Origin of the sequence: Cohnella thermotolerans DSM 17683, assembly GCF_000429825.1 — a bacterium.
Classification (GTDB): domain Bacteria; phylum Bacillota; class Bacilli; order Paenibacillales; family Paenibacillaceae; genus Cohnella; species Cohnella thermotolerans.
Genome location: NZ_AUCP01000034.1, coordinates 1 through 13,538, shown reverse-complemented (window position 1 = coordinate 13,538; position 13,538 = coordinate 1). Strand labels below are relative to the sequence as shown.

Sequence of the window (13,538 nt, the reverse complement as noted above, 5' to 3'; positions counted from 1 at the left end):
GCCCGGTGTCGTCCGGTTTGATATACTAGGGACAATAGACCGCCAAGCGGCGGTATGGAGGTAGGAAAGCAATGGCTGACAAAGCCGTCATACGGCGTGAAGATATCGAGCTGCTGGCTCCGGCCGGCGATTGGGAATGCATGCGGGCCGCGGTCGCGAACGGGGCCGACGCGGTTTATTTCGGCGTGGAGAAGTTCAACGCCCGCGCCCGCGCGAACAATTTCAAGATGGCGGAGCTTCCGGAGATTATGAGGTTCCTGCATCGCTACGGCGTTAAGGGATTTCTGACGTTCAACATTCTCGTCTTCGAAGACGAGCTGAGGGAAGCGCGCGAGCTGGTGGAGGCGTGCATCGACGCCGGGGTGGACGCTGTAATCGTGCAGGATTTGGGACTCGTGAAAATGATCCGCGAGATGTCCCCGGACTTCCCCATTCACGGCTCGACCCAGATGACGATCACCTCTCCGGAGGCGGTCGAGTTCACGAAGCCGTTCGGTCTGGAGCGGGTCGTGCTCGGACGGGAAAACAACCTGAAGCAAATCCGGAAAATCGGCGAGCAGGCGAAGCTCCCGATGGAGGTGTTCGTGCATGGCGCGCTGTGCGTCTCCTATTCCGGGCAATGCCTGACGTCCGAAGTGTGGGGCGGCCGTTCGGCCAACCGCGGCGAATGCGCGCAAGCGTGCCGTCTGCCGTACGACCTGATCGTCGACGGCGTGCAGAAGCCGATGGGGGACATCGCCTATCTGCTGTCGCCCAAAGACCTCGCCGCGCTCGACCTGATGCCGGAGCTGATCGAGGCGGGCGTCACTTCTTTCAAAATCGAAGGGCGGCTCAAGAGCCCGGAATACGTCGCCAACGTCGTGAGCAAATACCGGCGGGCTATCGACAAGTATTTCGAGGGAGACCAATCGGAGCCGTCGGCCGAAGAAGTGCGCGAGCTGCAGCAGAGCTTCTCGCGCGGGTTCACACACGGCTTCCTCGAAGGCACGAACAACAAGAAGCTCGTCGAGGGGACGTTCCCGAAGAGCCGCGGCGTCTATCTCGGACGGGTGGAGAAAGTATTGCGCGACAGCGTCGTCTGCACGATCGAAGCGCCCCTTAAGCGCGGCGACGGCCTCGTGTTCGACGCCGGTGATCCGACGAAGAAGGAAGAGGGCGGCCGGGTCTACGATTTGCGCAAAAGCGGCGTGAAGCTGGAGGGCGAATCGCCGGAAGGCGAGCGCATCGAGATCGTCATGGGGCGCAACGACGTCGACCTGACGCGAGTGCATGAAGGCGACCGCATCTGGAAGACGAGCGACCCGGCGCTCGACAAGCGGCTTCGCGCCACGTTCGAGACCGAGAAGCCGTACCGGACGTTCCCGGTCGCGGTCACGGCCGAGGGACGCGAGGGGACGCCGCTCCGGACGATCTGGACGGATGCGGACCGCGGCACGACCGTAGTCGTGCAGTCGGAGATGCCGCTCGAGCGCGCCGAGAAGCGGCCGCTGGGCCGCGAAGTGCTGGAGGAGCAGTTCGGCCGCCTCGGCGGCACGCTGTACCGGCTGGAGCAGCTTGCGGTGTCGCTGGAGGGCGACGTTATCGTGCCGAAGAGCGAGCTCAACCGCATTCGCCGCCACGCGGTCGAACAGTTGGAGCTGCTGAGAGAGCAGCCGCCGAAATATATCAAGCGCGCGATTCGCGAGACGGCGCCGGCGAAGAAGGCAACGCCGGTTACCGCTCCGAAGCTGACGGCGCTGTGCCGCACGCTGGATCAAGTGAAGGCGGCGGTCGGCACCGACGTGTCGATGATCTACGCCGACTTCGAGTTTATCAAGCAGTTTCCGGAAGCGATCGCCGTTTGCCGCGAAGCGGGCAAGCCGATCGCGCTGGCGACGCCGCGCATCCATATGCCGGGAGAGAACGGGTACCATCGCAACATTCTCAACCTGCAACCGGACGCCGTGCTCGTCCGCAACACGGGCGCGCTCTATTATTATTTGAAGGAACGCGCCGACAATCCCGGCGGGAAGCATCCGCAGCTGATCGGCGACTTCTCGCTCAACGTGTCCAATCACAAGACGGTCGAGCTGTTCACCGAGGTCGGCTTGGACCGGATTACGCCGTCTTACGACCTGAACATCCAGCAGATGGTCGACATGCTGCGGCTGGCGGATACGTCCCGGCTCGAGATCGTCATCCACCAGCATTTGCCGATGTTCCATACGGAGCACTGCGTCTACTGCACGTTCCTGAGCGAAGGAACGGACTACACCAACTGCGGCCGCCCGTGCGAGCAGCACCGCGCATCCTTGCAGGACCGCATCGGGATGTCCCATCCGGTTCGCGTCGACGAAGGCTGCCGCAACACCGTTTACAACGCCATCGAACAGTCGGGCGCCGAATATTTGCGCGACTTCCTGGAGCTGGGCGTTCCATCTTACCGGGTGGAGTTTCTGGAGGAGAGCGGAGAGAAGGTGCTGGAGGTGCTGTCTCTGTACCGCGCCGCCATGGACGGCCGCATCGGCGGAAGCGAAGTTTGGCGCAAGCTGAAGGCGACCAACCAGCTCGGCGTCACCCGCGGCCAGCTCGTTCGCTAACCGCAATCCGAGCCGCGCATGCGGTGCATACGTCCGCTCCGAATCCCCCGGGTATGAGGGGGAGCCGGGGCGGACGTTTATTTTGGGATGATATAAATTTCACGTTCACTCCTGTCCGAATCGGCTGCGCAAAGCTTCTTCGCCGTCCAAGGACGCAGAAGGCGTTTTTGTTCGGGGTAGAAGGGATGAGGCACGGAGCGAAGCGGAAATATTAACTGCAAATTTACGAAAAACGGGAAATCTGTTGCGATCCGGGTGATACAATCGTTGCAAATTCCAAGTTCACTGACGGAAGGGGAATCGAATCGTGGAGAAAAAAGTTGAATCCGTTCCATCATTTGTCGCATTAGGCGGCGTTTTCTTATACAATAGAGTTATAGGACAGGGAGGATGCGGCGCATGAAATTGGCGGTGGTGGGTGCGGGCATCGTCGGTTTGACTACGGCCGCCGGGTTTGCGGAATTGGGCCACCAGGTCGAATGCTGCGACGTCGACGCGGGCAAAATCGGCCAACTGGCGTCTGGCGTCGTTCCGTATCACGAACCTAAGCTGGAGACGTTGGTGCGCCGGAACGCCGAAGCGGGAAGATTGCGCTTCGGGCTCGATCCCGAACAGTCGACGAGCCAGGCGGAAGTCATCTTCCTCGCCGTGGGCACGCCGTCGGGCGACAACGGCCATCTGCAGTTGGCCTCGCTGTGGGCCGCTGCCGACAAGCTGGGCGCCTGGCAAGGAGGCAGACCGCGCATCGTCGTCATCAAGAGCACGGTACCCGTCGGAACCGCGGAGCGGCTGGAAGCCCGGCTGCGCGGCCGCCTGCCGCCGGAATGCGACGTGCGCGTCGCCTCGGTGCCCGAGTTTCTGCGCGAAGGAACCGCCGTTCGCGATTTTTTCGAACCCGCCCGCATCGTGATCGGGGCTCCCGATCCGGAGACGTTCGAGCGGCTTGAGCTGCTCCATCGCCGCTTGCCGGCTCCAATCGTCGGAACCGACCGCCGGAGCGCGGAGCTCGCCAAGCTGGCGGCCAACGCCCATCTCGCGGTTCGGCTGTCGTTCGCCAACGAGATGGCGGCGCTGGCGGAGCAGACCGGCGCCGATTATCCTGCGATCGCCCACATTCTGGGGCTCGACGAGCGCATCGGTCCGCACTATCTAGGCGCGGGGCTCGGCTTCGGCGGCTCCTGCCTGCCGAAAGACGCCCGCGCGCTCGTCCGGCTGGCGGACGAGGCTGGCGCTCCGCAGACGCTCGTCGCCGCGGCGCTCCGCGCGAACGCGATGCTGCCGCTGCGCATGGCCCGCAAGCTGGAGGCGGCGCTGTCCGGACCGTCCCGCCGCAAGGTGGCGCTGCTCGGCTTGACGTTCAAGCCGGGCACGGATGATATGCGCGAGGCGCCGTCCGTTCGGCTGGCCGCGGTGCTGCTGCGCCGGCACCCGGGCATCGTGCTGACGGCCTACGATCCGTCCGCCGGAGAGAACGCGAAGCGCGCGCTGCCGAGCGCCGTCCGGCTGTGCGATTCGGCCGAGTCCGCCCTTCGCGGCGCGGACGCGGCCATTCTCGTAACCGAATGGCCGGAATTCCGCTCCCTTCGCGCCGAAGACTTCAAATCCTGGATGCGCCGTCCGATTCTGCTGGACGGGCGCAATGCGCTCGACGCCGAAGCGTTGAACGCGCAGGGCGTCGTCTGCATCGGCATCGGACGTCTGCCGGCGACCCCCGCCGATTTTCCGACCGGGTCCGCCGCTAATTCGCTTGAATGGAAGTAGAGAGAAAGGATGCCTCACTATGAAGATTCGCAAGGCCATTATTCCGGCGGCGGGATTGGGCACCCGCTTTCTGCCCGCCACCAAAGCCATGCCCAAAGAAATGCTGCCCATTATCGATAAGCCGGCCATTCAATATATCGTGGAGGAGGCGGTTGCCTCCGGCATCGAAGACATCTTGATCGTGACGGGCAAAGGCAAGCGCGCGATCGAGGACCACTTCGACAGCTATTATGAGCTGGAGCAAAATTTGCTGCAGAAAGGCAAGCTCGATCTGCTGTCCGAAGTGCAGCGGGCGTCCGATCTGACGGACATCCACTACATACGGCAGAAAGAGCCCAAAGGGCTCGGCCACGCCATCTGGTGCGCCCGCAAGTTTATCGGTAACGAGCCGTTCGCTGTTCTGCTCGGCGACGATATTGTGCAATCGGACACCGTTCCGTGTCTTAAGCAGATGATGAACGTGTTCGAAGAAGTGCAAGGCAGCGTGCTTGCGGTGCAGCGGGTCGCACGGGACGAAGTGTCCCGGTACGGCATCGTCGATCCCGATCCGGAATCGGATCCCGAGGCTCCGCTGATCCGCGTCCGCGGCGTGGTGGAGAAGCCCGCGCCGGACAAAGCGCCTTCCAACATCGCCATTATGGGACGATACATTTTGACCCCCGCCATCTTCGACTTGCTGGAGACGCAGAATACCGGAGCCGGCGGCGAAATCCAGCTGACCGACGCGATCTACCGGCTGCTCGCGGACGAGGCCATTTATGCCTACACGTTCGAGGGCAAGCGCTACGATACGGGCGAGAAGATGGGGTATCTGAAGACCATTATCGATTTCGCGCTGGAGCGTCCGGATTTGGGCGAGGAAGTCAGGAAATATTTGCTGGAGAAATTGAATCCGTAAGTGTGTTTTTTAGAGCGCATGAAGCACATGCCGCTTGCCTCGCGATCGGGGCGGGCGGCTTTTTTGTCGGCCGTGGCGGTTGGTAGTTTTGCTAGCGCTGGCCTCAGTCTCATTGCGAGCCACAGCTTATCCGGATGGAATAGGGTCCGATCCTTGATCGCCATGTATTCGTACCCGGTATTTTTAACTTTTATATTTGGAGGGGATTCACATGTTGGATCGCGAATTCGACGCTTATGTAGAGCAGCAGAAACGCTCGGCCACCGGGCAGCGTCTGGAAATGCTGTCGCGGGACTTGACGGGGACGCGCAAGTTGCTGGAGGCTGTGCTGTTACCGACGTTAGGCTCGCTGGACGGGATCATACTGGAATATGAAATGGTCAGCACTACGGGAGTACGCATCTATATTGACGTGTTTTATCCTCCATTGTTTGCCGCTTTTGAGTGCGACGGCTTCGTTGCTCATGGGGAGAATTTGACGCGAGACCGCTTCTCGTTCGAAAAAATGCGGGTGCGCACGATTGCGTTGCAGGGGTTCCGATATCTTCCTTTCAGCTATGACGAATTGGATAAAAAGCCCGAGGCCTGCTGCCGAGCCGTCTATGAGTTGCTGGGGAGGTACGGGAGTCCGCCGGGGGCGAAATTATTTGAACTTTCCGTCAACGAGAGGGAGATTCTAAGGTATGCGTTTGCGCGGAACGGGGCGTTCTCCTTGGCTGAAGCTTGCGCATGTTTGCAGATGAGGGCGAACGCGGCCGGTCAGGTATTGCATAAATTGTCGGACAAAGAGCTGCTTATGCCGCTCGGCGGCGGTTCGGTCCGGCATCACGCCTATATCATTAGCGAGAAGGGCAGAAGGTGTTTTCTTTAATTTTAGTTGGGATGCAATATCGAAAATCGATATTGCAGGCGGGTGGAGAGCCGGATGAGAGGCTGTAATATCGAAAATCGATATTGGAGACGGGTGGAGAGCCGGATGAGAGGCTGCAATATCGAAAATCGATATTGGAGACGGGTGGAGAGCTGGATGAGAGGCTGTAATATCGAAAATCGATATTGCAGGCGGGTGGAGAGCCGGATGAGAGGCTGCAATATCGAAAATCGATATTGGAGACGGGTGGAGAGCCGGATGAGAGGCTGCAATATCGAAAATCGACTCTACGGTCGGGCGCCAATCGTAAAATCCCTCCAACTCCCCCCGCCGTCTTGGAAGATAGGAAGAATTCCTGTAGACTAAAGGTAAACGTCATGGAGGAACACATGATCGCATCTCCTTCTTTTTATCGTTCCTGGAGGCACGTCTTCAAGCTCGATCCGGACCGCGACATCGACGACGAAGCGCTGGGCCGGATTTGCCTGTCCGGCACCGACGCGGTTCTGGTCGGCGGCTCGAGCGGCGTTACCTTCGACAATACGGTAGAGCTGATGTCCCGCATCCGGCGGTACGAAGTGCCGTGCGCGTTCGAGCTGTCGGACCCGGCCTGCGCCGTGCCCGGATTCGACGGTTATTTCATCCCGATGGTGCTGAACGCGGCGCGCAAGGAATGGGTGATCGGCCGGCAGGCGGACGCGCTGGCGGATTACGGCCATCTGCTGCCATGGGAGTCCGTCGCGGGCGAAGCCTATCTCGTCCTCAACCCCGACTGCACGGCCGCGCGGCTGACGGAAGCGGAGACGGAGCTCACGCCGGCGCAAGCCGTCGCTTACGGCCGGTTGGCCGACCGGCTTCTTCGCGTGCCGGTGCTGTACATGGAGTACAGCGGCGTCTTCGGGGACATGGCTCTCGTCCGCCGGGTGCGGCAGGAACTGCGGCAAGCCCAGCTCTTGTACGGGGGCGGCATCCGCACGCCTGAGCAGGCGCGGGAAGCGGCCCAAGCGGCGGACACCGTCGTCGTCGGCAACGTCGTCTATGACGACCTGAAGGCGGCCCTTAGCACGGTCGACGCCGTGAAATTCAGCGCAAAGGAGCAAGACCATGTTTTTTGAACCGGCGAACGAACCCGATACAACGGCAAATGCGAGGTCCGGCGGTTACAGCCTGAACATAGACGAGGCGATCAAGCGCCTCAATCCGAAGCAGCGGGAGGCGGCGGTTGCGACCGAAGGGCCGCTGCTGATTATGGCCGGGGCCGGCAGCGGCAAGACGCGCGTGCTGACGCACCGCATCGCGTATTTGATCGCGAAGCGGATCGCGGCGCCCTGGAGCATCCTCGCCATCACATTCACGAACAAAGCCGCTCGCGAGATGCAGGAGCGGGTGTCCAAGCTCGTCGGCCCTTCCGGCGGCGACATCTGGGTGAGCACGTTCCACTCGATGTGCGTGCGCATTTTGCGGCGGGACATCGAGCGCATCGGCTACAGCTCGAACTTCAGCATTCTCGATTCCGCCGACCAGCTGTCGGTCATCCGCAACATCATGAAGGAGCAGAACATCGACTCCAAGAAGTTCGAGCCCAAAGCCATTCAAGCGACGATGAGCGGCGCGAAAAACGAGCTGATCGATCCCCAAATGTACGAGTCGCGGGCGGGGGACTACTTCCAGACGATCGTCGCGAAGGTGTACACGCAGTATCAGAAGCGGCTTAAGAGCAACAACGCGCTCGACTTCGACGACTTGATCATGCTGACGATCCAGCTGTTCAAGGACGTTCCGGAAGTGCTGGACTTTTACCAGAACAAATTCAAATACATTCACGTCGACGAGTATCAGGATACGAACCGCGCGCAGTACGTGCTGTGCCGCATGCTCGCCAGCAAGCATCACAACATCTGCGTCGTCGGCGACAGCGATCAGTCGATCTACCGCTGGCGCGGCGCGGACATCTCGAACATTCTGAACTTCGAGAAGGATTACCCGGAGGCGAAGACGATTCTGCTCGAGCAGAATTACCGTTCGACGTCCAACATTCTCGAAGCGGCCAACCAGGTCATCAAGAACAATATGGGCCGCAAAGCGAAAAACCTGTGGACGGACCAGGGCGCGGGCGAAAAGATTACGGTGTACCAAGGCGATTCCGAGCATGAGGAAGGCTACTTCGTCGCGAGGGAGATCAAGCGCAACTTGCAGAACGGGCGGCGTTACGGCGACCACGCCATTCTGTACCGCACGAATGCGCAGTCCCGGGTGATCGAGGAAGTTTTGATCAAGTCGGAAATTCCGTATCAGATCGTCGGCGGCACCAAGTTCTACGACCGGAAGGAAATCAAGGACATTCTCGCTTACCTCCGCCTCATTTCCAATCCGGACGACGACATCAGCCTGAACCGGATCGTCAACGTGCCGAAGCGGGGGCTCGGCGACACGACGATGACGAAGGTGCAGGAAGAAGCGGCGCGGCGGGGGATTTCCATTTACCGGCTGCTGGCCGAAGGAGACGGCTTGCTCGGAGACGGGCTGTATCATCTCGACATTTCGGCGCGCGCCAAAACCGCCTTGTCGGGCTTCCGCTACCTGATCGCCAACCTGTCCGCCATGGTCGAATATTTGTCCGTGACCGAACTGACGGAGAAAATGCTGGAGATGACCGAGTACCGGCTTGAGCTGCAGCGCGAGAATACGCTCGAATCCAAAGCCCGGCTGGAAAATATCGAAGAGTTCCTGTCCGTCACGCAGGAATTCGAGAAGCGCAGCGAGGACAAATCGCTGGTCGCGTTCCTGACCGATCTGGCGCTCATCGCCGACATCGACACGATGAACGACGCGGAGGAGGACGGCGGCGATGCGGTCGTGCTCATGACGATGCACAGCGCGAAGGGGCTGGAGTTCCCGGTCGTGTTCATCGTCGGCATGGAGGAGGGCGTCTTCCCCGGAAGCCGCGCGTTCCTGGACAACGAAGAGATGGAGGAGGAGCGGCGGCTGGCGTATGTGGGCATTACCCGCGCGGAGAAAAAGCTGTACCTTACCTGCGCGCGCGCCCGCATGCTGTACGGGCGCACGAGCAGCAACGCGCCGTCCCGGTTCCTGCAGGAAATCCCAAACGAGCTCAAGGATTCGGTGGAACCTGCGGGCGGGCGCGTGCAAGGCTCCTATGGCGGCTACGGCGCATCGCGTCTCGGCTACGGCGGAGCGGGCGCGCCGCAAGGGTTCGGCAGCCGGCCGGCGGCGCCGTCTACGGTCGGCGCGTTCGGCTCGCGGCCGCAGCCCGCGGCGGGCGGGGCCCGGCTCGTGCCGCAGCCGGGGGCTGCGGCCGCCGGCCAGGGAGGCGGCCTGTCCGTCGGCGCCGGTGACAAGGTGCAGCACGCCAAATGGGGCGTCGGCACGGTCGTGGCGGTGAAGGGGAGCGGCAACGATACGGAGCTGCAGATCGCGTTTCCGGCGCCGGTCGGCGTCAAGCGGCTGCTGGCCGCCTTCGCTCCGATCACGAAAGTAGGAGGATGAAGACAACATGACGATCCGCAGCTGTACGGAACGTTCGAGCGCCGACGCGTTTTTCTTCCGCCGCTGCGGGAACGGCTGGCCGATCTGGAGGAATACGTCCGGACTTTTCTCATCATGTATAACGAACGGTACGGGAAGCAGATTGCCGGCTTGCGGCCGGAAGTGATGCAGGCTTTGCGGGCTCATCCGTGGCGGGGCAATCTGTTCGAGCTGAAGGATACGATCGAGAGGTTCGTCAAGCAATCGGACGGCGAATATGTCGAGATGGAAGTTCTCCCGCTGCCGGAGCAAGCGGGCTGGGAAGCCGGCCCGGGGCAAGAAGCCGGGAACGCGCAGAAGACCGGCATCGATTTGAACAAGACGCTCGTCGAGATCGAGAAGGACGTCATCCGGCTGGTGCTGGAGCGGGAGAACAACAATCAGTCCTCCGCCGCCAAACGTCTCGGCATCAACCGGTCCACGCTTTGGAGGAAGATCAAGCAATAATTTGGCGAGACGGGCGGATAATGATTTATACAGACAAAGGATGACATGCCTATTTCGTAACGAAGAGAGGGTTATTCGCATGGCGGAACCGCTAACGCGGATGAAGGAGCTCGTTGCGACGTTGAACGAGCACAGCTATCGCTACTACACGGAAGACAACCCCACGATCAGCGATAAAGAGTACGATGCGCTATACGACGAATTGCTCGCCCTGGAGGCGCAAACTGGAACCGTCCTGCCGGATTCGCCTTCGCGGCGGGTGGGCGGCGACATCTTGAAGGGCTTCGAGCCGCACCGGCATTTGTCCCGGCTGTGGAGCTTGGACAAGGCCCAAACGGCCGAAGACCTGGCGGCATGGGAGACGAGGGTCAAGAAGCTCATCGCTGATTACAACGCCCGCAACCCGGAACGGCCGCTGCCGGACCCGGAATATGTCGTGGAGCTCAAGTACGACGGTCTGACGCTCAACCTGACATACCGGGACGGCGAGCTGGTCCAGGCAGCCACCCGGGGCAACGGTACCGTCGGGGAGGGCATTCTCGCCCAGGTTCGCACCATCCGGTCGGTGCCGCTGACGATTCCGTTCGCGCAGGGAACGATCGAGGTGCAGGGCGAAGGCATCATGCGCCTATCCGTGCTGGAGCAGTACAACAAGACGGCGGCGGAGCCGCTCAAGAACGCCCGCAACGGAGCGGCCGGCGCGCTGCGCAACCTCGATCCGCGCGTCACCGCCTCGCGCCGGCTGGACGCCTTCTTCTACAATGTCGGCTTCTTCGAAGGCGTGGAGCTGCGCAATCATCGGGAGATGATGGATTTTCTGCGCGAAAATCGCTTCCCGGTCAACCCTTACGTCCGGTACTTCACCGATTTCAGCGAATTGACGGAGGAGTTGGCGCAAATCGAGGAACGGCGGCACAGCCTCGACTACCTGATCGACGGGGCGGTCGTCAAGATCGTCGATTTCGCCACGCGCGAAGCGCTCGGCTACACGGACAAGTTCCCCCGCTGGGCGATCGCCTTCAAGTTCGAGGCGGAAGAGACGACGACCGTCCTCGAATCGGTGTCCTGGGAAGTCGGCCGCACGGGCAAAATTACGCCTTTGGCCCGCGTCGAGCCGGTCGAGCTGGCCGGCGTGACGGTGCAGAACTGCACGTTGAACAACATAGGGGACATCGAGCGGAAAAACCTGAAAAACGCCTTGGGCACGCGGGTGTTCATCCGCCGTTCGAACGACGTCATTCCCGAAATTCTCGGCAAGGCCGACGACAGCGAGATCGGTTCGGCGATCGAATACCCGACCGTGTGCCCCGGGTGCGGTTCTCCGCTTGAAATGCGCGGGGCGCATCTGTTCTGCAACAACCGGCTCGGCTGCAAGCCTCAGGTCGTCGGGCGCATTACGCATTTCGCGTCCCGCGATTGCATGGATATCGAGACGTTCAGCGGCAAGACGGCGGAGCAGCTCTACGAGGAGTTGGGCGTTCGCGACCCGGCGGACTTGTACGGGTTGACGTTCGAGGACCTCGTCAAGCTCGAACGGTTCGGCGAGAAGAAGGCGAACAATCTGCTGGCCGCGATCGAGAAGTCGAAGTCGCGGGATCTGGCCGCGTTCCTCAATGCGCTCGGCATTCCGAATACCGGCAAGGCGACGGCGAAGACGCTGGCGGATCATTACGGCGATCTCGACAAGCTGATGGCGGCCGAAGCCGAAGAGCTGACGGCGCTGCCCGACGTGGGCGGCATCGTGGCGGAGAGCATCGCGAGCTTCTTCCGCGATCCGCTCGTGCGGGCGAGCATCGCCCGGATGCGGGAAGCCGGCGTCCGCGCGGAAGCCGAGCGGCCGGCCGCGGAAGCGGCGGATGCGAGCCATCCGCTGTTCGGCAAGACGGTGGTGCTCACCGGCACGCTGACGCGCTTCACCCGCGACGAGGCGTCGAAGCGGCTGGAAGCGCTCGGCGCCAAGGTGGCCGGCAGCGTATCGAAGAAGACCGACCTCGTCATCGCCGGGGAGAACGCCGGGAGCAAGCTGACGAAGGCTCGCGAGCTTGGCATTCCGGTGCTCGAGGACGAAGAGGAGATGGCTCGGCTTCTCGGATTGTAGCACCGGCTCGATTCAGGCCACGCAAATAAGCAGCTCCCGATTTCCGGGGCTGCTTATTTCATTGGCGAGGGGAGGGCGCGATGGGCTGCGTCTTGCCCCTTATTTTAACATTTTTACGGGCTTATCCCCGCAGTTCAGTGGACGGAAACCGCCCATAGGTGGAGGCAACCGATCGAGGAGCGAAACAGCAGCAGAGAACGAATATTTCATCTGAGGCACGGGGATAAATAAGCCTTCAAAAGCCCCGGGAAAGGACATGACAGTTACATAAAAAATCCCCCACTGCCTTCGAGTGCGGGCAGGGGGGCGTTCCTCCTTATAGCATTTTTGCCTTTCTGGCCAGACGCTTGTATTGAAAATAAACCGTGCAGCCGATGCAATAGCCGAGCAAAGCCACCCCGGCAGCCAGAAGCAGCATGGCCGCAAACACGTAACCGGCGATCGTCCAGCCGATTAGGAAGGAGAGCAAGGACAAGGTGAGGAACAGAACGGCCAACGAATTGTTGAAGCGCTGCAGTTCCTCGGCCTGCGTCTCGCGGCCTTCCGTCCGCAGAAACGGCTTAGCCAGCCGCACGAACGCGTTCCATTTGCCGCCCGTAAACAGACCGACCGCTTGAACGATCCATAATACCGCCAGCAGCCAAGGTTGTTGGAACAGGAAGGAGAGGATGACGAAGAGGACGATTCCCGTCTGATTCGCTTTAATATAGGGCATCGGAATCTCACGCATGAGGAGACACCTCCGAAACGTAAATGGTTAACCCGTTAATTCCAACTTAACCGATTGGGTATTAATCGTCAACTGTTTTATATATTTATGAAGCGAAATACGTAAAATCGACGGCTTAGCCAAGCTCGGCAGAAGAGAGGAAACTCCATATAATGGTGCTTGTAATCGATGGGCGACCTATGGTACATTATTCTTCGCCGCTTCGAAAGGGCGGCCAAGTTTAAAAGAGTTTCAAAAAAAGTAGTTGACATACTTTTGAGAAGCTGATAATATTTATTTCTGTCGCCGCCGAAAACGGCGATCGCGACGAACGCAACAAACTTGTTCCTTGAAAACTGAACATCGAGCGTAATACGGACCCTGTCACTCGTTTGAGTGGCGGACAACGATTTGACTTTTTGAGCCAACGGGGCTCTTCAATAAGGATTACCTTTATGGAGAGTTTGATCCTGGCTCAGGACGAACGCTGGCGGCGTGCCTAATACATGCAAGTCGAGCGGACTTTCAAGGGAGCTTGCTCCCGCGAAGGTTAGCGGCGGACGGGTGAGTAACACGTAGGCAACCTGCCCGCAAGACCGGGATAACATTCGGAAACGAATGCTAAGACC

At 60.5% G+C, this 13,538-nt stretch carries 9 protein-coding genes and 1 rRNA gene; 9 read left to right on the top strand and 1 reads right to left on the bottom strand.

Going from position 1 to position 13,538, the window contains the following annotated elements; all coding sequences use genetic code 11:
• Positions 1 to 71 precede the first annotated feature (71 nt).
• The 8 genes from G485_RS0105815 (at position 72) to ligA (ending at position 12,200) form a co-directional block, all read left to right on the top strand.
• Positions 72 to 2,579 (top strand): U32 family peptidase, encoded by a 2,508-nt coding sequence (locus G485_RS0105815; RefSeq protein ID WP_027091781.1) that lies wholly within the window; start codon positions 72 to 74, stop codon positions 2,577 to 2,579.
• 399 nt (positions 2,580 to 2,978) lie between these two features.
• The gene (locus tag G485_RS25270; RefSeq protein WP_051318054.1) at positions 2,979 to 4,340 is read left to right on the top strand and encodes a UDP-glucose dehydrogenase family protein; all 1,362 of its coding nucleotides are present in this window, start codon (positions 2,979 to 2,981) and stop codon (positions 4,338 to 4,340) included.
• Between the two features lie 19 nt (positions 4,341 to 4,359).
• Positions 4,360 to 5,238, top strand: coding sequence for a UTP--glucose-1-phosphate uridylyltransferase GalU (gene galU / locus G485_RS0105805; protein WP_027091780.1), 879 nt, complete (start codon positions 4,360 to 4,362; stop codon positions 5,236 to 5,238).
• A 211-nt stretch (positions 5,239 to 5,449) separates the two neighbouring features.
• Positions 5,450 to 6,109 carry a hypothetical protein gene (locus G485_RS0105800; protein WP_027091779.1) on the top strand — a complete coding sequence of 220 codons (660 nt, stop codon included), beginning with the start codon at positions 5,450 to 5,452 and terminating at the stop codon, positions 6,107 to 6,109.
• Between the two features lie 389 nt (positions 6,110 to 6,498).
• Positions 6,499 to 7,224, top strand: a complete 726-nt coding sequence (pcrB, locus tag G485_RS0105795) for a heptaprenylglyceryl phosphate synthase (protein WP_035154955.1) — start codon at positions 6,499 to 6,501, stop codon at positions 7,222 to 7,224.
• Positions 7,214 to 9,616 carry a DNA helicase PcrA gene (gene pcrA / locus G485_RS0105790; RefSeq protein WP_051318052.1) on the top strand — a complete coding sequence of 801 codons (2,403 nt, stop codon included), beginning with the start codon at positions 7,214 to 7,216 and terminating at the stop codon, positions 9,614 to 9,616. Before pcrB ends, pcrA begins: the two co-directional genes overlap by 11 nt.
• A gap of 21 nt (positions 9,617 to 9,637) precedes the next feature.
• The gene (locus G485_RS0105785; protein ID WP_476695849.1) at positions 9,638 to 10,102 is read left to right on the top strand and encodes a helix-turn-helix domain-containing protein; all 465 of its coding nucleotides are present in this window, start codon (positions 9,638 to 9,640) and stop codon (positions 10,100 to 10,102) included.
• Between the two features lie 79 nt (positions 10,103 to 10,181).
• Positions 10,182 to 12,200, top strand: coding sequence for an NAD-dependent DNA ligase LigA (gene ligA, locus G485_RS0105780; RefSeq protein ID WP_027091775.1), 2,019 nt, complete (start codon positions 10,182 to 10,184; stop codon positions 12,198 to 12,200).
• A 316-nt stretch (positions 12,201 to 12,516) separates the two neighbouring features.
• Here ligA and G485_RS0105775 read toward each other — a convergent pair whose 3' ends face one another.
• Complete coding sequence (locus G485_RS0105775; protein WP_027091774.1) at positions 12,517 to 12,930, bottom strand: DUF4395 domain-containing protein; 414 nt, start codon at positions 12,928 to 12,930, stop codon at positions 12,517 to 12,519.
• Positions 12,931 to 13,361: 431 nt separating this feature from the next.
• On the opposite strand from G485_RS0105775, the gene G485_RS0105765 reads away from it, so the two are divergent.
• Positions 13,362 to 13,538, top strand: a 16S ribosomal RNA gene (locus tag G485_RS0105765); the annotation flags it as partial.

Bases quoted from the DNA above. Each gene is read 5' to 3' on its own strand.
- G485_RS0105800 (WP_027091779.1), top strand. From the start codon at position 5,450: ATGTTGGATCGCGAATTCGACGCTTATGTAGAGCAGCAGAAACGCTCG.
- G485_RS25270 (WP_051318054.1), top strand. From the start codon at position 2,979: ATGAAATTGGCGGTGGTGGGTGCGGGCATCGTCGGTTTGACTACGGCC.
- G485_RS0105815 (WP_027091781.1), top strand. From the start codon at position 72: ATGGCTGACAAAGCCGTCATACGGCGTGAAGATATCGAGCTGCTGGCT.
- pcrB (WP_035154955.1), top strand. From the start codon at position 6,499: ATGATCGCATCTCCTTCTTTTTATCGTTCCTGGAGGCACGTCTTCAAG.
- galU (WP_027091780.1), top strand. From the start codon at position 4,360: ATGAAGATTCGCAAGGCCATTATTCCGGCGGCGGGATTGGGCACCCGC.
- pcrA (WP_051318052.1), top strand. From the start codon at position 7,214: ATGTTTTTTGAACCGGCGAACGAACCCGATACAACGGCAAATGCGAGG.
- G485_RS0105775 (WP_027091774.1), bottom strand. From the start codon at position 12,930: ATGCGTGAGATTCCGATGCCCTATATTAAAGCGAATCAGACGGGAATC.
- ligA (WP_027091775.1), top strand. From the start codon at position 10,182: ATGGCGGAACCGCTAACGCGGATGAAGGAGCTCGTTGCGACGTTGAAC.